Annotated in this window: 23 protein-coding genes; 2 read left to right on the forward strand and 21 right to left on the reverse strand. The window is 52.1% G+C overall.

The window, feature by feature from the left end; genetic code table 11:
- Positions 1–227: 227 nt before the first annotated feature.
- The 4 genes from HMPREF3201_RS02885 to HMPREF3201_RS02900 all read right to left on the reverse strand — a co-directional run bounded on the left by HMPREF3201_RS02885 (position 228) and on the right by HMPREF3201_RS02900 (position 4,090).
- Positions 228–1,565, reverse strand: a complete 1,338-nt coding sequence (locus HMPREF3201_RS02885) for an MFS transporter (protein WP_062411652.1) — start codon at positions 1,563–1,565, stop codon at positions 228–230.
- 79 nt (positions 1,566–1,644) lie between these two features.
- Positions 1,645–2,160 carry a transcription repressor NadR gene (locus tag HMPREF3201_RS02890; RefSeq protein ID WP_062411653.1) on the reverse strand — a complete coding sequence of 172 codons (516 nt, stop codon included), beginning with the start codon at positions 2,158–2,160 and terminating at the stop codon, positions 1,645–1,647.
- Between the two features lie 12 nt (positions 2,161–2,172).
- Positions 2,173–2,685: a hypothetical protein gene (locus HMPREF3201_RS02895; protein ID WP_062411654.1), complete on the reverse strand. Its 513-nt coding sequence runs from the start codon at positions 2,683–2,685 to the stop codon at positions 2,173–2,175.
- A 151-nt stretch (positions 2,686–2,836) separates the two neighbouring features.
- Positions 2,837–4,090, reverse strand: a complete 1,254-nt coding sequence (locus tag HMPREF3201_RS02900; RefSeq protein ID WP_072272002.1) for a diaminopimelate decarboxylase family protein — start codon at positions 4,088–4,090, stop codon at positions 2,837–2,839.
- A gap of 179 nt (positions 4,091–4,269) precedes the next feature.
- Here HMPREF3201_RS02900 and HMPREF3201_RS02905 point away from each other — a divergent pair, with 179 nt between their 5' ends.
- On the forward strand, positions 4,270–5,226 hold the full coding sequence (locus HMPREF3201_RS02905; RefSeq protein WP_062411655.1) for a LysR family transcriptional regulator: 957 nt from the start codon (positions 4,270–4,272) through the stop codon (positions 5,224–5,226).
- Here the strand turns inward: HMPREF3201_RS02905 and HMPREF3201_RS02910 are convergent.
- The 16 genes from HMPREF3201_RS02910 to HMPREF3201_RS02985 all read right to left on the reverse strand — a co-directional run bounded on the left by HMPREF3201_RS02910 (position 5,131) and on the right by HMPREF3201_RS02985 (position 18,625).
- Positions 5,131–6,042 carry an AEC family transporter gene (locus HMPREF3201_RS02910; RefSeq protein ID WP_062411656.1) on the reverse strand — a complete coding sequence of 304 codons (912 nt, stop codon included), beginning with the start codon at positions 6,040–6,042 and terminating at the stop codon, positions 5,131–5,133. The two genes, HMPREF3201_RS02905 and HMPREF3201_RS02910, sit on opposite strands and share 96 nt — an antisense overlap.
- A 3-nt stretch (positions 6,043–6,045) precedes the next feature.
- Positions 6,046–6,627 (reverse strand): sulfurtransferase-like selenium metabolism protein YedF, encoded by a 582-nt coding sequence (gene yedF, locus HMPREF3201_RS02915; protein WP_062411657.1) that lies wholly within the window; start codon positions 6,625–6,627, stop codon positions 6,046–6,048.
- Positions 6,628–6,740: 113 nt separating this feature from the next.
- Positions 6,741–7,691, reverse strand: a complete 951-nt coding sequence (secF, locus tag HMPREF3201_RS02920) for a protein translocase subunit SecF (protein WP_062411658.1) — start codon at positions 7,689–7,691, stop codon at positions 6,741–6,743.
- Positions 7,688–8,923, reverse strand: coding sequence for a protein translocase subunit SecD (gene secD / locus HMPREF3201_RS02925; RefSeq protein ID WP_062411659.1), 1,236 nt, complete (start codon positions 8,921–8,923; stop codon positions 7,688–7,690). The genes secF and secD overlap by 4 nt, the downstream gene beginning before the upstream one ends.
- A 48-nt stretch (positions 8,924–8,971) precedes the next feature.
- Positions 8,972–9,538 carry a 5-formyltetrahydrofolate cyclo-ligase gene (locus tag HMPREF3201_RS02930; protein WP_062411660.1) on the reverse strand — a complete coding sequence of 189 codons (567 nt, stop codon included), beginning with the start codon at positions 9,536–9,538 and terminating at the stop codon, positions 8,972–8,974.
- Positions 9,528–9,917 (reverse strand): preprotein translocase subunit YajC, encoded by a 390-nt coding sequence (yajC, locus tag HMPREF3201_RS02935; protein ID WP_062411661.1) that lies wholly within the window; start codon positions 9,915–9,917, stop codon positions 9,528–9,530. Before yajC ends, HMPREF3201_RS02930 begins: the two co-directional genes overlap by 11 nt.
- Positions 9,918–9,969: 52 nt before the next feature.
- Positions 9,970–11,076: a tRNA guanosine(34) transglycosylase Tgt gene (tgt, locus tag HMPREF3201_RS02940; protein ID WP_062411662.1), complete on the reverse strand. Its 1,107-nt coding sequence runs from the start codon at positions 11,074–11,076 to the stop codon at positions 9,970–9,972.
- An 11-nt stretch (positions 11,077–11,087) separates the two neighbouring features.
- The gene (queA, locus tag HMPREF3201_RS02945) at positions 11,088–12,107 is read right to left on the reverse strand and encodes a tRNA preQ1(34) S-adenosylmethionine ribosyltransferase-isomerase QueA (RefSeq protein WP_062411663.1); all 1,020 of its coding nucleotides are present in this window, start codon (positions 12,105–12,107) and stop codon (positions 11,088–11,090) included.
- A gap of 25 nt (positions 12,108–12,132) precedes the next feature.
- A complete protein-coding gene (locus HMPREF3201_RS02950) occupies positions 12,133–13,482 on the reverse strand; it encodes a SpoIID/LytB domain-containing protein (RefSeq protein WP_062411664.1) in 1,350 nt (449 codons plus the stop codon).
- 11 nt (positions 13,483–13,493) lie between these two features.
- Positions 13,494–13,709 carry a DUF2905 domain-containing protein gene (locus tag HMPREF3201_RS02955; RefSeq protein ID WP_062411665.1) on the reverse strand — a complete coding sequence of 72 codons (216 nt, stop codon included), beginning with the start codon at positions 13,707–13,709 and terminating at the stop codon, positions 13,494–13,496.
- A gap of 8 nt (positions 13,710–13,717) precedes the next feature.
- On the reverse strand, positions 13,718–14,722 hold the full coding sequence (ruvB, locus tag HMPREF3201_RS02960; RefSeq protein ID WP_062411666.1) for a Holliday junction branch migration DNA helicase RuvB: 1,005 nt from the start codon (positions 14,720–14,722) through the stop codon (positions 13,718–13,720).
- A 3-nt stretch (positions 14,723–14,725) separates the two neighbouring features.
- Positions 14,726–15,331: a Holliday junction branch migration protein RuvA gene (gene ruvA / locus HMPREF3201_RS02965; protein WP_062411667.1), complete on the reverse strand. Its 606-nt coding sequence runs from the start codon at positions 15,329–15,331 to the stop codon at positions 14,726–14,728.
- Positions 15,328–15,828 (reverse strand): crossover junction endodeoxyribonuclease RuvC, encoded by a 501-nt coding sequence (gene ruvC / locus HMPREF3201_RS02970; protein WP_062411668.1) that lies wholly within the window; start codon positions 15,826–15,828, stop codon positions 15,328–15,330. Before ruvC ends, ruvA begins: the two co-directional genes overlap by 4 nt.
- A 108-nt stretch (positions 15,829–15,936) precedes the next feature.
- On the reverse strand, positions 15,937–16,356 hold the full coding sequence (locus HMPREF3201_RS02975) for a SoxR reducing system RseC family protein (protein WP_062411669.1): 420 nt from the start codon (positions 16,354–16,356) through the stop codon (positions 15,937–15,939).
- Between the two features lie 77 nt (positions 16,357–16,433).
- A complete protein-coding gene (locus tag HMPREF3201_RS02980) occupies positions 16,434–17,810 on the reverse strand; it encodes an MATE family efflux transporter (RefSeq protein ID WP_062411670.1) in 1,377 nt (458 codons plus the stop codon).
- A gap of 107 nt (positions 17,811–17,917) precedes the next feature.
- Positions 17,918–18,625 carry a flavodoxin gene (locus HMPREF3201_RS02985; protein ID WP_062411671.1) on the reverse strand — a complete coding sequence of 236 codons (708 nt, stop codon included), beginning with the start codon at positions 18,623–18,625 and terminating at the stop codon, positions 17,918–17,920.
- A 143-nt stretch (positions 18,626–18,768) separates the two neighbouring features.
- Between HMPREF3201_RS02985 and HMPREF3201_RS02990 the strand changes: the two genes are divergently transcribed.
- Positions 18,769–19,422, forward strand: coding sequence for a flavodoxin family protein (locus HMPREF3201_RS02990; RefSeq protein WP_062411672.1), 654 nt, complete (start codon positions 18,769–18,771; stop codon positions 19,420–19,422).
- A gap of 69 nt (positions 19,423–19,491) precedes the next feature.
- Here HMPREF3201_RS02990 and HMPREF3201_RS02995 read toward each other — a convergent pair whose 3' ends face one another.
- On the reverse strand, positions 19,492–20,673 hold the full coding sequence (locus HMPREF3201_RS02995) for an iron-containing alcohol dehydrogenase (protein WP_062411673.1): 1,182 nt from the start codon (positions 20,671–20,673) through the stop codon (positions 19,492–19,494).
- Between the last annotated feature and the right edge of the window lie 295 nt (positions 20,674–20,968).

Here is a 20,968-nt window from a genome sequence, read left to right on the forward strand (position 1 = left end):
CAGTTTTCAAAGGTCATCGTGCCGCCTCAGTGGCGACTTGTTTATTTTACCAAACTCAGGTCAGCTTGTCAAGGACTTTTCTGAAGTCTTTTAAAGCGTCATCCCTCGTTCAGCTTCGGTCGCCTATGCTCGAATCAAATCGGTTCAAGCCGTGCGACATAGATAATTTTATCATTGAAAAAAAAAGCTGTCAAGACGATTTTGACAGCTTTTTTACAAAAATTACATTACTTGGCATCGGCGAAGTGTTCGGTCATGCTCTCTAAGTTCTTTTGCTTGCTTTCCATCCCCATGCCCATGACGACGACGGCAATGGCGATGAAGACGAAGGCAAACATATAGAAGACGCCGCCGAAATCAAAGCGCTGTCCCAACAGGACGCCGACCATGATCGGTGCCGCCATGCCGCCGAAGCGTCCAAAGCCGGCAGCCCAGCCGCTTCCGAGGGCCCGGATGGCCGTCGGATACTGTTCCGGCGTATAGGTATAGAGAACGCCCCAGGCGCCGAGGTTGAAGAAGGACATGACAGCGCCCCAGATCATGAGCATCGAAGCCGTCGAAGCGTGGCCGAAGAAATAACTGGCAACGCCGCTGAACAAGAGGAATGACGACAAGGTATACTTGCGTCCGATCTTGTCGACCAGCCAGGCTGCGCAGTAATAGCCGGGAAGCTGGGCCAAGGTCATGATGAGGACGTATTCAAAGGTCTTGACGACGGTGAATCCCTGCTGGAATACGAGGGACGGCAGCCACATGAAGATGCCATAGTAGCTGAAGTTGATGCCGAACCAAACCAGCCACAGCATGACCGTCCGCGAAATGAAAGGCTTTTTCCACAATTCACGGAAAGAGGCCGTAGCCACAGCCGGCAGCTGTTTATCCTTATCGGTAAAGGGTGCGACAGGTACATTCAAAGCCTTTTCGATAGAAACGACAATTTTCCGGGCTTCGTCTACCCGGCCATGGGCCAGGAGATAGCGAACCGATTCCGGCATATGAAGGCGAATGAGGCAGACATAGAGCGCCGGCAGGGCTCCGATCAAGAAAGCCATGCGCCAGCCGTAGACGGGGATGAAGAAATAGGCGATGCAGGCAGCGGCAATCCAGCCGAGACCCCAAAAACTTTCCAAGAGGACGATGAACCGGCCGCGGACCCGAGACGGAGCATATTCAGAGACCAAAGTCGCCGCAACGGGCAGTTCCCCACCGAGGCCAAAGCCTACGAGGAAGCGAAAGACGAGGAGCGACTGATAATTCCAGGATAAGGCGCAGAAAGCCGAAGCAATGCTATATAATAAGACCGTAATCGTAAAGACTTTCTTGCGGCCAATGCGGTCCGCTGCCGTACCGGATACGACGGCGCCAAGAGCCATGCCGATGAGGCCGATGCTGCCGATAAGGCCCATCTGCCCCGGAGCCAGGCCCCATTCTTTGGCAAGTACGGGCAGGATAAAGGCGATGAGCCCCGTATCCATAGAATCAAAAAGCCAGCCCAGACCCGTGACCAGCAGCAACTTATAATGGAACCTGCCTACGGGCAAGGCTTCCAAGCGGTCTAACAACATGATATGTTTCCTCCTATCTGTACAACTGTCATGACACATAATTTGACATGACAACATTGTAGCATATCGAAGGAAAATGTCAATCGCTGTAGAGGACGTGCAGGTCCTGCAGGGCCTTATGAATGGCGTCCAGTTCTTCTTCCGAATTGGCTTCGACCAAATGGGTATGGATGCCGCCGCTGATGGTGCTCAGCATTTCAGCCTTCGAATCATTCATCCGCTTGAGGTACTGCTGGATATCGCGGCGGGAATGGAGATTCAACGTCCCTTCCAAATTGCCGTAGACCTCGTGTTCGATGACGACGTTGTGGACGATGCCGCCGTTGTCGACGATGGCTTCGAGCTCCGCTTCCATCAAATCCATGCCGTGACAGCAGACGAAGACCCGCGTACAGCCCTTCTTTAAAGGCGTGACTAACTGATAGCCCCGGGGCGTCGAAATGATGCCGGCCCCCTGGGCACGCAGCAGGGCGACGTCGCCGACGATGATCTGTCGACTGACGTTGCAGGCCTTGGCTAAGGCCGTACCGGTCACAGCCCCAGTTGATTCGTGCAGTATCTGAAGGATTTGTTCTCTCCGCGTTGTATTGTCCATAATAAGTCCCTCCTAAATATCTTTATATACCTGCTGGCCCCGCACGGGAATATCGAGCAGCATGGCAATGCCCCTTCCCCACAACAATCCCGTACAGAGTCCCGGCGCAAAGCCCAGTACTTCATTAAAGAACCAGGAGTGAGTAATGAAAGAAAAGTGATAGCCCACGATCTGGAAGGAGGCAAAGACGACGCAGACGATCAGATAGGCCGGCATGACTTTCTTCATAGGAGGGCACTGGAGGCGCCGCCGTTCCCGGCAATAGGTCAGTTCCGGCAGGCCCTTCTTCACCCAAAGTCCGATTCCCATGCCCAAGAAAAAGCCCATGAGGAAGCAGAGTATCGTTAAAAAAGGATATTCTGTATAGTAGTATAATACGACAGCCGACCAAATAGCAATCAGCCAGGCCGGACCGGAGAAATACCACACCCGGCAGGTTCGTTTCTTTTTAAAATAAAAGCCATAGGCGATCATGGCCACGGCCATGCAGAGTTGGGTTCCGGTCAATATATCATAAGCACCCATCAGCCAAGATGCCTCCTTTCTCCATGTTCAGATGAATGACGTTACGTTGTATCTGTATTATACTCGATAAAGATTAAAAATATATTAAAATTTAAAATAAATCGAAAAAAAATCCCCCTTACAGTATGTAAGGAGGATGATTCGCCTTCATTTATAAGTTTGAGAAGTCGATCGTCGCAAAGAGATCGTCCAGCGTTTCAGCCCGGCGGATCTGGGTGACCGTTCCATCGGCATGGAGGAGGAGTTCGGCCGAACGAAGCTTGCCGTTGTAATTAAAGCCCATCGAATGGCCGTGAGCCCCGGCGTCATGGATGACCAGGATGTCGCCGTCTACGATTTCCGGCAGGCTGCGGTCGACGGCAAATTTATCGCAGTTTTCGCAAAGGGAGCCGACGACGTCGTAGACGTGATCCTTAGGGGCGTCTTCCTTGCCCATGACCGATAAATAGTGGTACGAACCGTACATGCCGGGACGCATGAGGTTGGCCATGCTGGCATCGACGCCGATATATTCCTTCCAAATATGTTTGTGATGGATAGCCGTCGTGACCAAGTAGCCGTAAGGACCGGTGATGGCGCGGCCGCATTCGAAGGAGAGGCGGCACTTTTCAAGTCCTTTCGGAACCATGATGGCTTCAAAGTATTGTTTAATGCCGGCACTCAATTCATCGTAATCGATGAACGATTCTTCCGGACGATACGGGAGGCCGATACCGCCGCCAAAATCGAGGAATTCGATATCGATGCCGAGGAGTTCCTGGACTTCGGCAGCCAATTCAAACATCATCTTGGCCGTATGAATCAGGCCCGTTACCTGGAGTTCGTTGGATACGACCATGGTGTGCAGGCCGAAGTGGGATACGCCCTTTTCTTTCAGGATGCGGAAGGCGTCGAAGATCTGTTCACGGGTCATGCCGTATTTGGCTTCTTCCGGCGTACCGATGATATCGTTGCCGCCCTGAAGGAGGGGGCCCGGATTATAGCGGGCACAAATCCAATCCGGCAAGGGACCGCGCTGTTCCATGAAGTCGATCATGGAAATGTCGTCGAGGTTGATCAAGGCGCCGAGTTCCATGGCTCTTTTAAATTCTTCATAAGGCGTGTCATTGGAAGAAAAGACGATATCGTGGCCACTGATGCCAACTTTGTCACATAGTTCCAATTCTGCCATGGAGCTGCAGTCAGCCCCTACGCCTTCTTTCTGCAACAGGCGCATGAGATACGGATTCGGTGCCGCCTTGACTGCAAAATACTCTTTGAAATCATGGGCCCAATCAAAAGCCTTTATCAATTTTCGAACGTTGTCGACGATGGCTTTTTCATCATAAATATGAAAAGGTGTCGGGTACTTGGCAATGATAGAACGAATCTGTTCTTCAGTAAAGGGGACAGTTTTCTTGTTCATCTGATTCAGCTCCAATTTCTTATAATACAGCAAGATGCATAATCTAAACTACGAAACAAACTTGCATTTCATTGTTTCTCTACAATGATTATTATATAATACAAAGAGATAATTTGTGAAATAGATTATTTCAATTCATTCCATTCGATAATCAAATTGCAAGAAAAGGAGGTCCGGCTATGGATACTACGACACTCCGGACATTCATTGCCCTAGCACAAATAAAGAATTTTACGAAAACGGCACAGCAGCTCTTCGTCGCCCAATCGACGGTGACCAACCGCATCCGCGACCTGGAAATGGAGCTCGGCGTTCCCCTCTTCATCCGTAGCCATAAGCAGGTCGACCTGACGGCATCGGGTCAAAAATTTCTCGATTATGCCCAGCGCTTCGTCTCCCTCGAACTGACAGCCCTGCAGGATATCCAGGCTTCGCCGACGTACGCCCAAAAAGTAAACATCGGCACGACCAACACGATTTACGAAAGCCATCTTCAACGCCGCATCCGCAGTTACTTAAAGAAGCAGAAAGACGTGTCCCTTCATGTCACCATCAGCCATACGGCGGACATGATGCGCCAGCTTCAGGAAGGGACCCTCGATGCCATCTTTTCGTTCAGCGCCATGTTCAAAAGCGGCTTCGTCTGCCAGCCCTACCGGACGGATTCATTGGTCCTGGTCTGTAAGGCCTCCGATACGTCCTATGCCAAGGGTATCTATAAAGATGACCTGCAAAAAATCGACTATTTATTCTGTAACTTCGCCCTCCAGGGCGTGGGCCTCTACATTCAGGACCTCTTTCCCCGCCATCACCGCTTCCCTTTAGAAATCGACAACAGCACCAAACTCCCGCAGTATGTCGCCGAAGGCATCGGCTATACCTTCCTGCCGAAAAGCCTCATTGAAGACGACTTACAAGCAAAGCGCCTGCGGGCCATCCCCCTTCTCGATTTCGAACCTCCAAAGGTCGACAGTTACTACATCACCCGCAGTCCGTCGACGGTGCCGGCTGCCTTAGAAGAGGAACTCCTGGCCGATCGGTCATATCGTTTCCAAGATGACGATGAGGGTCGACATGACGACGATGGAAATGAGGATATACAAGGAACTGATACAGGCCGCAACTTCGATCTTTAACTTCAATCTCGCCGTATAGTAGCAGGCCATGCCGGCAATCGGTGCAAAGACCAGTACCATGAGGACCCGCTTGATGTCCATCGAATAGTCGAGACCAACATAGACAAAGACAGCAAAGACGGCGGAGATCAACAGGCGCAGTCCGATATCACTGTAGATGAGGTGCAGGTATTCCTTCTTCAAAGATAAACCCAAGGCAACGCCGATCATCAGCATCGATAAAAAGGTATTGGCCGAAGCTGGAACCTTGACCCAGTCAATGACTACCTGGGGCAAAGCCAAGCCTCCCAAAGCCAGGATAATCATCAGCATGTAGGACAGGACCGGGAGCGATGAAAAAATCGTCTTAGCCAAAATATAAAAGATGTTATCCCCCTTTTCACCGCGGACGTAGCGGGCTAGGCCATAGCCGCCGCCGAGACACATGAGGGAGTTTCCGGCATCAAAGAGGCAGACGATGAGAACGGCCGCACTGTCGAAGAAGTAGGATACGAAAGGCAAGGCAAAATTACCGATATTATAGCCGTTCAGATTGAGCATATAAAAGGCTTTCTCGTCTTTCGTCCGCCCGACGCCATAGCCGAGACCGACCATGAGCAGGTTAAAGACGATGGCCAAGAGGCTGATGAAAAGATAGCGCACCTCGAAGTGGATTCCGTTTAAGTTGGCAATGATGACCGCTGGCAGGGTAATGTTGAAGACAATCGTCGATATCGTCTGAAAAGTACTGCGCCCAAAGAGACGCAGCTGCTTTAAAATATATCCGCAAAGAATGAACGACACCAAAATGGCCGCTTTTATAATCGTTATTTCCATAGGTTACGGTTTGACGATGCGGTTAGCCGTACGCATCATTTCGACAATGCGGAACATATTGGTAATGGATCCGACGGCGACTTTATCGGTCAGGCCGTAGTAGTTGAGGCAGGCGCCGCAGGCATAGACTTCAACTCCTTTTTCTTCAAGGTGCTTTAAATCTTCGAGAGACTCCGAATCTTCCGTGACCAGGGATACACCGCCATTGTAGCAGATGATCTGTTTTGGCAGCACATCTTGTTCGGTCAAAGTATAAATGAAGGTCTTCAAGAGATTCTTGCCAAGGGTATCATCACCAAGGCCCATGACCGGCGCATTGAGGACGACGATATAATCAGAGCCCGATACAGCCGGGGCTTCTTTCGAAACGACAGCCCCTTCTTTCACCAAGGTGACCGTATAGTGCGTATCCGACTCTTTGGTCATCGTATAGGCACAGTTCATCTGTTCCGATAAGTTTTTGAGATTTTCCGTGGCGATTTCATTATCGACCGTAATTTCAATGGCGTCGTGATCCTTTAAGGCCTTGTGGGCTTCAATGACCGGTAAGGGGCAGGCTTTGCCCAGTGCATCGATTTTAAACATCGTGATTCCTCCTCGCAGCTCCTTACTTCTGTAAGGGGCCTTCTTATGGTAATGAGTAAATGAAAAAGGGCTGCACCATGAAGGCAAAGCTCCATGGGACATCCCTTAATTTTTTATCCTTTTTGCGTTTCTGCAGATTCTTCCTCTTCTTCGGATTCATCATCAGAAGCCTTGAGGCCGCGACGGTTCGACGTATGGTTTTTCCATACGACCCAAATCGACGTATCGACACAGATGGACGAATAAGCCCCGCTGATAAAGCCGATGAGCATAACCAGGGAGAAGTTCTTTGTCGAGTCGCCGCCGAAGAAATGGAGGGCGCCGCAGGCAAAGAGAACCGTCGACAAGGTATAGATACTGCGGTGGATACTCTGGGAAATACTGTCATGAGCCAGTTTTTCATAGGTATCGGTCCGACGGTGAGTCCGCGTGTTTTCACGGACGCGGTCAAAGATGACGACGGCTTCGTTCATCGAATAACCGACGACCGTCAAGATAGCCGCCAAGAAGGTGGCGTCGATTTCCAAATGGAAGAAGGAGAAAACACCTAAGACCATGATCAAGTCGTGAACGATGGAGATCAAGGCCGAAATGGCGATCTTATATTCGAAACGGAAGGAAATGTAGGCCGCTAAGGCAATGAAGGCCACGGCCAGGCTGGTAACGGCATTTTTCGTAACTTCTGAACCGATGACGGCGCCGACCGATTCGGTCCGTTTGACTTCGGCACCGCCTAAGGAGGTGCTGAGTTTTTCCGACACGGCCTTGGTTTCGTCACTAGAGAGGTTGCGCATGCGCAGCATGACATCTGTCGACGAATCCTGGTCGGTAACGCCGGTCAGCTGGATGACCGTATTGCCCAGATCCATATTCGATTGATCCATGACCTGACGGACTTCAGAAACACTGACGGCTTTATTGAACTGCATGTCGAGGATGGTACCGCCGGTATAATCGATACCAAAGTTAAAGCCATTGATAAAGATGGAAATCAGGCTGGCAAGGACCAGGACAGACGATAAGACGAACCACCACGTGCGATGTTTGATAATATCAAAACTCATTTCTGTCCCCCCTTTTTCAGCATGTGTTCAGGCGGTTTACGGTTTAAGCCGTAGAACCAGGGATTGGTGATCAATCCCGTATTGATGAACCAGGTCAGGAGCGAACGGCTGACGACGATAGCCGTGAACATGCTGACGACCAGGCCCAGGGCCAAGTTGACGGCAAAGCCCTTGACCGTCCCGCTGCCCATGACGATGAGGACAATGGCGGCGATCATGACCGATACGTTGGCGTCGAGAATGGTATTGAAAGCCCGGCGGAACCCGGCTTCCATCGACGTTCGCAAGGTTTTCCCGACCAGGACCTCTTCTTTAAATCGTTCAAAGATGAGGATGTTGGCATCGACAGCAAAACCCATGGACAGGATAACGCCGGCAATCCCCGGCAGAGTCAGCGTCGCATCGAGGTATTTCAAGATACCCAACAGGATGAGGACGTATACCAAGAGAGCGATATTGGCTACGATACCGGACATACGATAAATGACAATTAAAAAGATCATGATCAGGACGATACCGATAGCAAACGCCCTTTCACTCTTTAACTTGGAGTCAAGGCCCAGGCTCGGACCGATGGTGCGGACTTCCATGACTTTCAATTTAACAGGCAGTGCGCCCGAACGAAGGAGGATGGCTAAGTTCTTGGCATCTTCCAAAGTCTGGCTGCCGGTGATGACTGCTTTGCCGCCTGTGATCGGTTCGTTGACGACAGGGTTGGTCAAGAGTTCACCGTCGAGATAGATGCCGATTTTATGGCCTACATTGGATGCCGTAAGGTCAGCAAACTTTTTAGCCCCTTCATCGGTAAATTCAATGCCGACGACATTTTTATGACCCTGGTCGATTTGTTCTTTTGCCGTTTTCAAATCGTTCCCGGTCATGCGCGTCGTTCCACTTTCATCTTTAAACTCCATGACAGCCGTTTTCCCGATTGTTTCGATGGCTTTTTCCGGGTTCTTTTCACCCGGCAGTTCGACGATGATTCGACGAGCGCCTTCTTTCTGAACAAGCGGTTCGGTCAGGCCCATTTCATTGATACGGCGTTCGACGATGGTAACGGCACGGTTCAACGAGTCTTCCGTAACCGGTGCATCCGGCGTATCTTCAGCTTCCAGGACGATATGCGTACCGCCCTGTAAGTCCAGGCCTTGTTTAATGGAGTTGGCAAGCGGATTAATCAAAGTAACAAAGGCTGCCACGATGATGATGACGGCCCCAAAAAATTTTATCATGTTACGAGTCCGCAACGATACTCCCCCCTCTGGGTAAATCTTATGGTTTTATTGGTGAAGCACGAGATGGCGTCGGTCCGTAACCACTTCGGTCATGATGACGTCGTGGGCCTCAACGGGCACGTCCGGAACCAACTGAACATCCCAGGCAGCGGCAATGGCTATGGCCTCGCCCTTCCCTGCCAGGAATCGGTCGTAATAGGCAGCGCCGTGACCTAAGCGGCCGCCCTTTTCATCGAAGGCAAGGCCCGGGACGATGATGACATCGAGGTCAGACGCTGCCACCTTTAGGCTGCCTTCCGGCGCCGTGCGGATCCCATAGGCTCCGACGACAGCTTGTTCCAGCCCTAAAAGGCGGGCTGCCGCAATCTCGGTCCGACTGACGCAGACCGGGACATAGACCTCTTTCCCATCGCGAATGGCCTGAGAAATCAAAGCGTCGAGGCTGACTTCATCAGGCATGTTGAGAAAGGCCATGATGCGCTGTGCCCGGGTATAGGCCGGGAGGGCCATAAGCCGGGCACAGACAGCCGCACTGGCCGAATTCTTTTCGGCTTCCGTCATACGATGGAGGCGGTCATACATGGCACTGCGCAGTTCCTTTTTACTGAGCATCTTTCTGGTTTTCGTCAGCCGCTTGGGCTGCTTCTGCTTTTGCGTCGTTTTTTTCTTCAACAACTTCCGGCTTTTCGGCCTTCTTGGCAGCTTTCTTGCTTTCGCTGCCCTTGCTGCTGAGAACCTGAGCTACCGCAGCCCGGGTAACGCGGATTTCAACCTTATCGGCTACGCGGATGACGAGGTAGTCATCGTGCAGGGATACAATCGTACCCATGACGCCGCCGACGGTGACGATTTTAGCACCGGGTTTCAGGCTGTCCAGCATTTCCTGCCGTCTCTTCTGCTGCTTCTTCTGCGGCCGCCACAGCAGAAAGTAAAAAATGACGACCATGAGGATTATGGGCCAAAAAGCAGTAAGCTGTTCAGTCATATCCATTTCAAACACCTCCAACAACTAAAAAAATAAAAGATTTTATGTGCAAGCGCCTTTACGCGTCTTGATACCTTTTCCAAAAATCCCGACGGAATTCGCGGAACGTCCCGTCGAAGATCGACTGGCGCATATCCCGCATGAACTGCAGCAGGAAGTAGAGATTGTGAATGCTGACCAGGCGGTATGCCAACAGTTCTTCCGCCTTGAAGAGGTGGCGGATATAGGCCCGCGAATAGTTGCGGCACGTATAGCACTGGCAGCCTTCTTCAATAGGATGAAAATCATGGGCATACTTGGCATTGCGTACGGTCAGCCGCCCTTCATGGGTCATGGCCATGCCGTTGCGGGCGACGCGGGTCGGGAAGACACAGTCGAACATGTCGACGCCGCGGGCGACGCCTTCGAGCAGGCAGTCGGGCGTACCGACGCCCATCAGATAACGTGCCTTGGTCTTGGGCAGATAAGGCGTCGTACTCTCTAATATATCATACATTATATCCTTAGATTCGCCAACACTCAAGCCGCCGATGCCGTAGCCGTCAAAATCCATGTCGACCAGATCACGGCAGCTCTGCTGACGAAGATCCTTATACATGCCGCCCTGGACGATGCCGAAGAGGCCCTGGGTATCGCTGTGGTGATGGTCCAGGCAGCGCTTGGCCCAGCGGCTGGTCCGTTCCGTCGAGAGTTTGGTGTATTCATAATCGGACGGATAAGGGATGCATTCATCAAAGGCCATGGCAATATCGGAATCGAGGGCCATTTGAATGTCCATCGACACTTCCGGCGACAGGAATTTTTTCGAGCCGTCCAAGTGCGAGCGGAAGGTGACCCCTTCTTCGGTGATCTTGCGCATCTGACCGAGGCTGAATACCTGGAAGCCGCCGCTGTCGGTAAGGATGGCCTGCTTCCAGTTCATGAACTTGTGAAGGCCTCCGGCTTCCTGGACCAGATCGTGGCCGGGACGGAGGAACAAGTGATAGGTATTGCTGAGAATGACTTGCGCGCCCATATCGTAGAGCTCTTCCGGCGTCAGCGTCTTGACGGTCGCCTGCGTACCGACAGGCATGAACATCGGTGTCTTGAACGTACCGTGAGGAGTACGCAGGATTCCGGCACGGGCGCCGTCGCATTCGGCCTGTTGTTCGTAGGTAATAACCATAAATTTCCTCCCTAGTGAATGAACATGGCATCGCCAAAACTAAAGAAACGGTATTTTTCCTTTACGGCCGTTTCATAGGCTTTCAAGATTTTTTCCCGCGTCGACAAGGCGCTGATGAGCATGAGCAGTGTCGATTCAGGCAGGTGAAAATTGGTGACCAGGGCATCGACGATGTGGAAGGTAAAGCCCGGATAGATGAAGATATTGGTCCAGCCGGAGCCGGCCTTTAAGGTGCCCGATGTACCGGCGCTTTCAAGGGTCCGGATACTGGTCGTCCCGACGGCGATGACCCGCCGTCCTTCGGCTTTGGCTTTATTGATCGTCGCTGCCGCTTCTTCGGTAATGCTGTAAAATTCGCTGTGCATTTCGTGGTCTTCGATGTTTTCTTCTTCGACAGGCCGGAAGGTCCCGAGACCGACATGGAGGGTGACGAAGACTTCTTCTACGCCCTTATCGCGAATCTTCTGCAATAATTCTTCCGTAAAATGCAGGCCTGCCGTCGGAGCTGCAGCCGAGCCGCGTTCATTGGCGTAGACCGTCTGATACTGATTGGGGTCTTCCATCTTTTCGTGGATATACGGCGGCAGAGGCATTTCACCGATGGCATCGATGATGTCGTCAAAGTTGCCGTCATACGAGAATTTGATGATGCGGCCGCCAAAATCGGTCCGGTCTTCAACGGTACCCGTAAGGCCCTGGGCGAATTCAATCGTCGTTCCCGGAAGGGCTTTCTTACCCGGTTTGACCAGGACTTCCCAGCGGTCGTCACCGACGGGCGTCAACAGCAGGACTTCGACTTTACCGCCGGTCGGGGTCCGTTTACCGTAAATCCGCGCCGGAATGACCCGGGAATCGTTAAAGACCAGGACGTCGCCTTCATGGAGTTCGTCGACGAGGTCATAGAAATATTTATGGGCTACGTCACCGCTCTTTCGGTCATAGAGCATGAGCCGGGCGTGATCCCGCGGTTCTGCCGGATGCTGGGCGATGAGTTCTTTCGGTAAATCGTAATAAAAATCTGTCAGTTTCACAATAAGACCTTCCTCTTTTAATGCATTAATAGAGCTTCTTTATTTCCGTTCCCGTATAATAGTGAGTCAAAATTTTTCGGTAATAATCTCGTTCTCCAGCGTGTTCCTGAGCCATCTGATAAGCGCCGTACTGGCTCATTCCCAAGCCATGGCCCCAGCCGAAACCGTAGATGGTCAGTGGCTGACCCGCCTTGACGGTGAAGTCGCGCTTGCGGACGGCCTTTCCCGTATCGGGATCCGGTGCCGTACCCTTACCGCTGTAAAAATCAAACAGGGTGCTGCGCAGGCCGAAGATCGATTGGAATGCCAACCCTTTGACGGTGACATTGCCCTTGGTGCCGTGGATGACCATCGACTGGACCCGGCCTGAGACGCCGCGGTCGGCTTCGGTCATAGGGCGTTTGGCCAGGGGCGACAAGGTAATCGACTTGATCTGCCCTACGCCCTTCCCGGCAGCGGCCAATTTCGTTTCCATCTTTTCCGGCGTCGTCGTTACCGACCAGCGATAGCCCGGCATCTTATTGCTGGTATCGCTGACTCCGCGCAGATAGGGGATGTAGGTTCCCCATACGTTTTCACTGTTTTCGGTCCAGCCGCCGGCCGTCGAAAAGAAGAAAGCGTCGATGGGTTTTCCCTGATAGGTCAGGATTTCGCCCTTGGTCGCATTGACAGCCTTAATGACCGCCGGCGATTCACCGCCGACACCGGCATAGACCTGACTCGACGTATCGTCGGTCAAATCGAAGCCGCGCTGACTGAAACGGCGCTTATGGGCAATGGCATAGGTCCTCGCTGCGACGGCCTGAGCTTTGAGGGCTTCTTCACTCCACGATGGCGACATTTCTTTGCCGACGACGCCATAGAGATACTGTTCGACAGGCAGAACATTGACGACGGTAATCCCCCAGCGTCCGGGAGACTTCATCAGTTCCATATCGCCGCGGTAGGTATAGCCGTCGGTAATCTTAACGACGCCGTCTTTCCCTAAGGGGCGAACGCGAAGGCTGCCCTTACTGGCCGTTCCGTTGACGGCCAAATCCGTCCCCGACAAAGTCACTGTAACCGGCACATTGGCTGCCGATTTCTTCCAAAGGGACTCACCGCGATAGATACCCAATCCCTGCGGACTGGTAAGGGATACGCGGCCCTGGCCTTCGCGGATACCGATGCGTACCGTATCGGTACTTTCCTCCACCGGTTTCGCTGCCGTTGTCGTTTTTTTAGAAGCTGAGCTCGATTTTGCCTGAACCGTCTTTACAGGCTGACGCACAGTAGTCTTTTTATCGTTAGCCGATGCCGCCCAGGCACTCGTCGTAAACAAGGTGCAAACGGCGGCAATCGTACAAATAAAAGCTAAGCGGTTTCGTTTATTCATACAGACACACCTCATAAACGAAAGAATAGATTCAATACGATGGTCAAGATGACACTGATAAGGATGCAGGTAACGATGGGAAAGGAAAAGGACGTATTCCCTCTGGTAAAGGAAATATCCCCGGGCAGGTGGCCCAAGTATTTCCCGATTCCCACGGCATCACCGGCCATCCAGATCAGGCCGGCAATGATGAAAAAAACGCCGATGATGAGCAGTAATTTTCCCATAGGCCCTCCTATTCCTCAGTCGGCACGGGCAGTCCCAAATGCCGATAGGCGGCATCGGTGACGACGCGGCCGCGAGGCGTGCGATTCAAAAAGCCCTGCTGCATCAAGAAGGGCTCGTATACGTCTTCGACGGCATCGACGGATTCACTGATGGCCGCGGCGATCGTATCGAGGCCGACCGGGCCGCCGCCGAATTTCTCGATAATGACCTGAAGGACCTTGCGGTCGGTCCGGTCGAGACCGCAGGAATCGACTTCCAATCGATTGAGGGCATGATTGGCAAGGTCGGCCGTAATCGTCTCGACGTCGGCGACCTGAGCAAAGTCACGGACCCTTTTTAACAAGCGATTGGCAATACGCGGTGTCCCCCGCGAACGGCGGGCGATTTCAAAGGCCCCGCCGTCGTCGATATCCATAGCCAGGATATCGGCCGTCCGCTTGATGATGAGCACCAAGTCTTCGGGCTTATAAAATTCCAAGCGGCAGATGACGCCAAAGCGGTCGCGAAGAGGCGGTGCCAAGCGGCCTACCTGCGTCGTAGCGCCGACCAGGGTAAAGGGCGGCAAGTCGATGCGCACCGACCGGGCACTGGGCCCCTTGCCGATGACGATATCGAGGGCATAATCTTCCATGGCCGCATAGAGCACTTCTTCAACGCTGTGGGACAGGCGGTGGATTTCGTCGATAAATAACAGATCCCGTTCCTGTAAGTTGGTCAATAAGGCCGCCAAATCGCCGGGGCGCTCGATAGCCGGTCCCGACGTGATGCGCAGATTGACGCCCAATTCATTGGCCACGATGCCGGCCATGGTCGTCTTGCCCAGGCCAGGCGGTCCGTACAAGAGGACGTGGTCCAGTGCTTCCTTGCGAAGCTTCGCCGCCTTGATGAAGATTTCCAAGTTTTCTTTGGCCTTGGTCTGGCCGATATATTCTCGAAAGTAATGAGGCCGCAAACTGTACTGCCAGGAATCACCGGGCAAATCTGCAGTCTCGATGACGCGATTTTCTCCCATGTCTTACCTCCCGCTCCCTAAGGACTTCAAGGTCGCTCTCAACAGTTCTTCTACGGTCTTGCATTCCCCTGCGTGGGACTCGGCCACGGGCAGGACTTCCTGCTCACTGTAGCCGAGACCGGTGAGGGCCGAAACGGTTTCAGCAAGCATCCCCGAAAGTCCCGTCGACGCCGCTAAAGCCCCGGCATCAGCTACAGGAGCCGTTCCTTCGAGGCCGATTTTATCCTGTAATTCCAAGACGATCCGTTCAGCCGTTTTCTTACCGACGCCGGGCATCTTGGTCAGGCTCTTGATATCCTTTTGATGGACGGCCAGGCGGAAGCCGTCGGCCTTATCGGCGCTCAAAATCCCAAGGGCTACCTTGGGACCGACGCCGTTGACGCCGATGAGGAGCATGAACAGGTCGTATTCGTCCTGGGTCGCAAAACCATAGAGCAGGATAGCATCTTCCCGGACGCTCATATAGGTATAGAGCAGGGCCTCCTGACCGATGGTCAGTGTATCCAGCGTCGAGGCCGGCGCATAGGTCCGATAGCCGACGCCGTGAACGTCGATGAAGCAGGAATTCGAAAAAATATGGCTGACAACGCCTTTTACATATCCGATCATAACTGTACCTTCCGTTTCAGACTCATGGAGTGACTGGAATAAATGGCATAGATAGCCATGGCCAGGCCATCGGCAGCATCGTCGGGTTTAATCTTCTGACGGATGCCTAAGAGGCGCATGGTCATATCGATGACTTGTTCCTTTGTCGCCCGGCCGTAGCCGGTAACCCCCTGCTTGACTTGCAGAGGAGAAAACTCCAGAATCGGTATGCCCGCCTGCTGGGCCGTCAGCAAAATGACGCCGCGGGCTTGCCCGACGGTGATGGCCGTCGTAACGTTGCGATTGAAGAAAAGCTGTTCGACGCCGATGATGTCGGGCTGGTATTTTCGATAAAGTTCATTGAGGCCGTCAAAGAGCATGACCAAACGCTCTGCATCGCTTGCTTTCGATGGCGTCTGAATCGTTCCATACGTCACCGGTTTCAGCCGGCTGCCGTCGCTGTCGACGACGCCAAAACCGCAGATAGCCGTCCCCGGATCGATTCCCATGGCACGCATCTTTCAAACCTCCTATCATAACAGACTAGTGTTTATTATAACACGAAACCAGGGGACTGGTACAGACCGGTCCCCTGGTTTTTACGCAAATAAAACATTATTAAATTTCTATCTTTCATCCTCATCGTCTCTGACAATACTGATGATCGTAGCCTTGGTATCAATGATACGTCCCAGCACGTTGTCATAGGTGCGAAGGATGGCCGCTGACACAGCAGCGCCGACGAGAGCTCCGATAAGGGCACCGACTTCACTACTGTTGATAAAATATCCGAGTACCGCAGCTGCGATGATCAGGAAGACCGGTACGACGAAGCAGACGAAAGCTCCCGAAATGAGATGGGAGTCATCTACCTGGTAACGAACGCGGTCGCCTTCATCGGCGCCGAGGTAGTTATAAGCTAAAATTTTGACGTGATCTGCCGCTGCACAGGCACTGCAGGCGACATACAGAGAGTCGCGGCTAACCCTCACTTTGGCTAAGCCATTTTCCTTGATTTCTTCAATGAAACCTTCACCAATGCGCATGTGTTACGCCCCCTTTAAAACAATAAACAATAATCATTCTTTGTTACAATTTATTATAACATATCCAAGGGGATTCATCAAGCTTCGCGGTGGGCAAAACCGGCTACGATATGCTTGCGGCACATCTGATAAACGACGGCCAGGACACAGATCGTAAACAGCCAGCTGATCGGATAGGTCGCCATAAGGATCGAAAAATCAGGCTTAGCCGCAAAGGCCGTATAGAGCCAAACGATCCGGACGCCGCAGATCCCGATGAGGGCCACGATGGCCGGCGGCAGCGAGTAACCATAGCCGCGAAGGGAACCGGACAAGATGTCGATCATACCGTTCAAGTAAAAGGTCCCGAGAACAAAGAACAACCGTGTCGTCCCTAAGGCGACGACAGAAGCATCGCTGTTGAACAGGCCGATGAGTTCCGGTGAAAAGAAGAGGATGACCGCCGTGACGACGAAGAGGAAGGCCGCTTCGACACCAAAGGTAACCTTCGTAATGCGGAAGCAGCGGCGCAGGTTGCGGGCCCCGTAGTTCTGGCCGACAAAGGTCGTCGTCGCCTGGCTGAAACCATTGACGAAGCAGTACGTATTGGCTTCAATGATAAAGCCCGCTGCCGAAGCTGCCATGGCTTCCGTTCCCAGGCTGTTGATGGCCGACTGGATGAGCACGTTGGACAAGGCGAAGATCATGCCCTGGATCCCGGCCGGCAGGCCGATGCGGATAATGCGGCCCAATTCATCCTTGGAAAAATGAAGATCCCGCAAATTGACGCGGATCCGATCCGGCGTACGGCAGAGTAAAACCAAGAGAATCAGCGAGTTGGCCACATAGGCAATAACCGTCGCCCAAGCGATGCCGACGACGCCAAAATCAAAGACGGCAACGGACAGGAAACCCAGGACAATATTGACGCCGTTGGCAATGATCAGGCTGTACAAAGGCGTCTTACTGTCGCCGCAGCTGCGGAAAATAGCCGCTTCAAAATTATACAGCGATAAGAAAGGCAAACCTAATAAGAAGATGCGCAAATATCTTTCAGCCATGTCATAGACGTCAAGCGGCACTTCCAGTATCAGAAAAACCGGGTAGACGATGAGTTCGCCGATCACCGTCAGCAGTGCGCCCAGGGCCACCGACAAAATGATGGCCGTCTGTACCGTTTCCGATACCTTTTCGTCGTGCTTGGCCCCGAGGTACTGGGCGATGGTAACGTTAGCCCCCAGGGAAATCCCCATGAGCAGCATGACCATCATGCCGATGACAGGCATATTGTTGCCGACGGCAGCCATGGCGCTTTTCCCGACAAAATGACCTAATAAAAAGACGTCAGCACTGTTAAAGAGCTGTTCAAATAAACCCATGAGGCCGATTGGCATGGCAAACAGAAAGAGTTTGTCGGCAATCGATCCATGCAGCATATCGATGCCGCGTCGATGATTCTCTCGTTTATTTTCCATGTATACACCTTATTTCTAATTAATGTTTTAATAATACTCTAAGCCAAGTAAGCGGCAGTCTCTGCGACGGTCCGCAAAAAAGAGGCCCTTTCCCAGATAAAAGGCTTTTAATAGCCTAGTTCACTGAGCCAGGACAGGACTTTATCCTTGGCACTGCCGACGTCACTGGCTTGAACGCTATAAGTTCTGTCTTCGACATTGGCGCCTTTTTCAATGGACTGGACGTGTTCCGGCGTATCGCCCAGGCCGCTGCTGCCATAGGTTCCGAAGAGGATGATCTTTTTACCGCTCAAATCATGACTTTCGAGGAAGGTATAGACCGGCATGGGCAGATCGCCCCACCAAATCGGATAGCCTAAGAAAATCGTATCGTACTGGCTGAGATCACCGAAGTCATCTTTGATGGCCGGACGGGCGTTTTCACTCTGTTCGAGTTTCGCTTGAGCCGTATGAGCACTGTGGTCCGTCGGATAAGCCTTGACCGGTACGATGCGGAAGACGTCGGCACCGGTCTTTTGAGCGATGATGTGGGCGAGATACTGGGTACTCCCCTCGAGGGCATTCATATCGCTGCCCTCAGGATCGGAAAAATAGATGACCGCCCGGTGACTGTCCGTGTGCTGTCCTTCTTTCTGATTCGATGCGGCGCCTTTGATAGAGGCACTAGAATTAGCATCGACCTTGGGCTTCGTCTGCGACGTCTGTTCCGTAGCCCCGGCCTGACCGTCAGCCTGCGGACGAACGCTGCTGCAAGCCGATAAACTGACGACCATGAGCGCAGCTGCAATGATCGCTGCAATATTTTTTTTCGTCATGATAACATCCCCCTGTGTAACAGTAACTATAAGAGAAGCGGAGAATCAGTCCCCCGCCGGACAGCAAAAATCAAAAACAGGCTTGAATAAATCTATATATTGCGATATAATGATATGACAATCATGAGAAAGGATGATGAACTATGAAAATCATGGCATTTAACGGCAGTCCCCGCCGTAACGGCAACACGGCTTCTCTTTTGAAAGAAGCCCTGAAAGGCGCCGCCGCTTCCGGGGCCGACACCGAATACGTCGACCTCTACTCCTTGAATTATAAAGGCTGTATCAGTTGTTTTTACTGTAAGCGCAAAGACAAGGAACACGGCACGTGTATCGTAAAAGACGACTTGTCGCCCCTCCTTACGAAAGCCAAAGAAGCCGACGCCCTCCTCTTCGGTTCGCCCATTTACTTCATGGGCCTTACGTCGGGCATGCACGCCTTGTTAGAACGGCTCTTCTTCTCGAACTACATTTATAGTCAGGAAATTCCTTCCGTCTTGGGAAAGAAAATGCCCTCGGCCTTCATTTACACCATGAACGTCACGGAAGAGCAGGCAAAAGAAGCTCACCTGCAGCAGAACGTAGCAGCTCAGGAAGCCTTTGCCGACCGCATCCTCGGCATGCCGCCGAAGAGCCTCTGGGCTTACAACACCCTGCAGTTCAATGATTACTCGAAATATGAATCGTCGGTCTTCTCGGAAAGTGATAAGAAGGCTTACCAGGAAAAGGCCGGCCCCATCTGTCTGAAACAGGCTTACGCCATAGGCCAGAGCCTGGTCCAAGACGCCGGTAAATAAAGACGGCCAGAAAGGGTTCGCATGAAACAGCAACTGTCATGCGAACCCTTTTTTCGTCTATCCTAAGTATTAGGCTTCTCTATTCAAGCTGGCTTTAAAAATATCGAGGAGTTCCTGGCGGTCCAGCTTTTTGTAACCACCTCGGAGGATCATGGTCACGTCGGCAATGCCGTCGAGCATCGATTCATCGGCTCCCAAGTCGCGAATCGACAGGACGACGCCGATTTCCTTCATCCAGTCTTCCATCCGGTCGAGGCCCTCACGGGCAATCTGTTCATCCGTTTTGCCTTCAGGCTGTACACCCCATACATTTTCAGCAAAGCGTTTAAACTTCGGCAGGCCGTACGGAAGAATGTGACGGTAATAAGGAAGGGATACGGCCGACAGGGTCATGCCGTGCGTCGCATCGGTATAGCCGCCGACAGCCTGACCCATCATGTGGACCATCCAGTCACCGGTTTTTCCGCAGGACAAGAGGGTATTCAAGGCCCAGGTAGCAGACCACATGATGTTGCTGCGGGCTTCATAGTCCTTGGCATCCTTGACGGCAATGCGGCTGGAATGGATGACCGAGCGGAGCAGGCCTTCACTGAGATAATCGCTGGTCACGTCGTCGGTACCGGAGAAATACTGTTCACAGATATGGCTGAAGATATCGAACATGCCGGCCTTCATCTGATAATCCGGTACGGTCATGGTATAGCGCGGATTGAGGATGGAGAACTTCGGCATGACGTCGGAGCTGGCAAAGACATGACCGATTTTCTGCTTCGTTTCGCTGTTGGTAATGACCGAACCGGCGTTCATTTCCGAACCCGTGCCGGCCATGGTGAGGACGCAGCCCAGGGGAATGATGGGACAGGACGGTTCTTCAAAGCGGATAAAGTATTTATCCCACGGATCTTCATCGCAGTGGACCGAAACGGCTACGGCTTTCGTATAGTCACAGACAGAACCACCGCCGACGGCCAAGAGGAAATCGGCCTTATGGCTGCGGGCAATTTCAATGCCTTCATATAATTTCTCCAGCGTCGGGTTCGGCATGACCCCGGAAATTTCAGCGACTTTCTTACCATTTTTCTGCAAGATGTCCATGATATCTTGGTAGACGCCATTCTTTTTAATAGAACCGCCGCCATAGACCAGGACGACATTGTCACCGTAGTTCGGCAATTCCTTATTTAAAAAGTCTAAGGACTCGTCTCCAAAATAAAGTTTCGTCGGATTATGGTACGCAAAATTTCCTAACATCGTTTGTCTCCTCCTTTGTGCTTTACGAAAAAATAATGTAACAAGCAAAAACCATCAGCAGACTATATAAAGGGCTGATGATCTATCATTAAAACCATCGACAAATACGGGATAGTTGTCATTATTTTTAGAGGTACATTAACTGTACAATATTTGTTACTGATTGTCAAAAGCAGATGCTGCGACAAAATCACGATTTTCGCTGTAGCCGCGAACGTTGTCACTCTTTACGGAAGCCGGTACGTTGGTGTTGATGGCGGCCTGGTAGTCGCGGTTTTCACTGTAGCCACCAAAA

The sequence above is a fragment of the Megasphaera sp. MJR8396C genome (assembly GCF_001546855.1).
Taxonomy (GTDB): Bacteria; Bacillota; Negativicutes; order Veillonellales; family Megasphaeraceae; genus Megasphaera.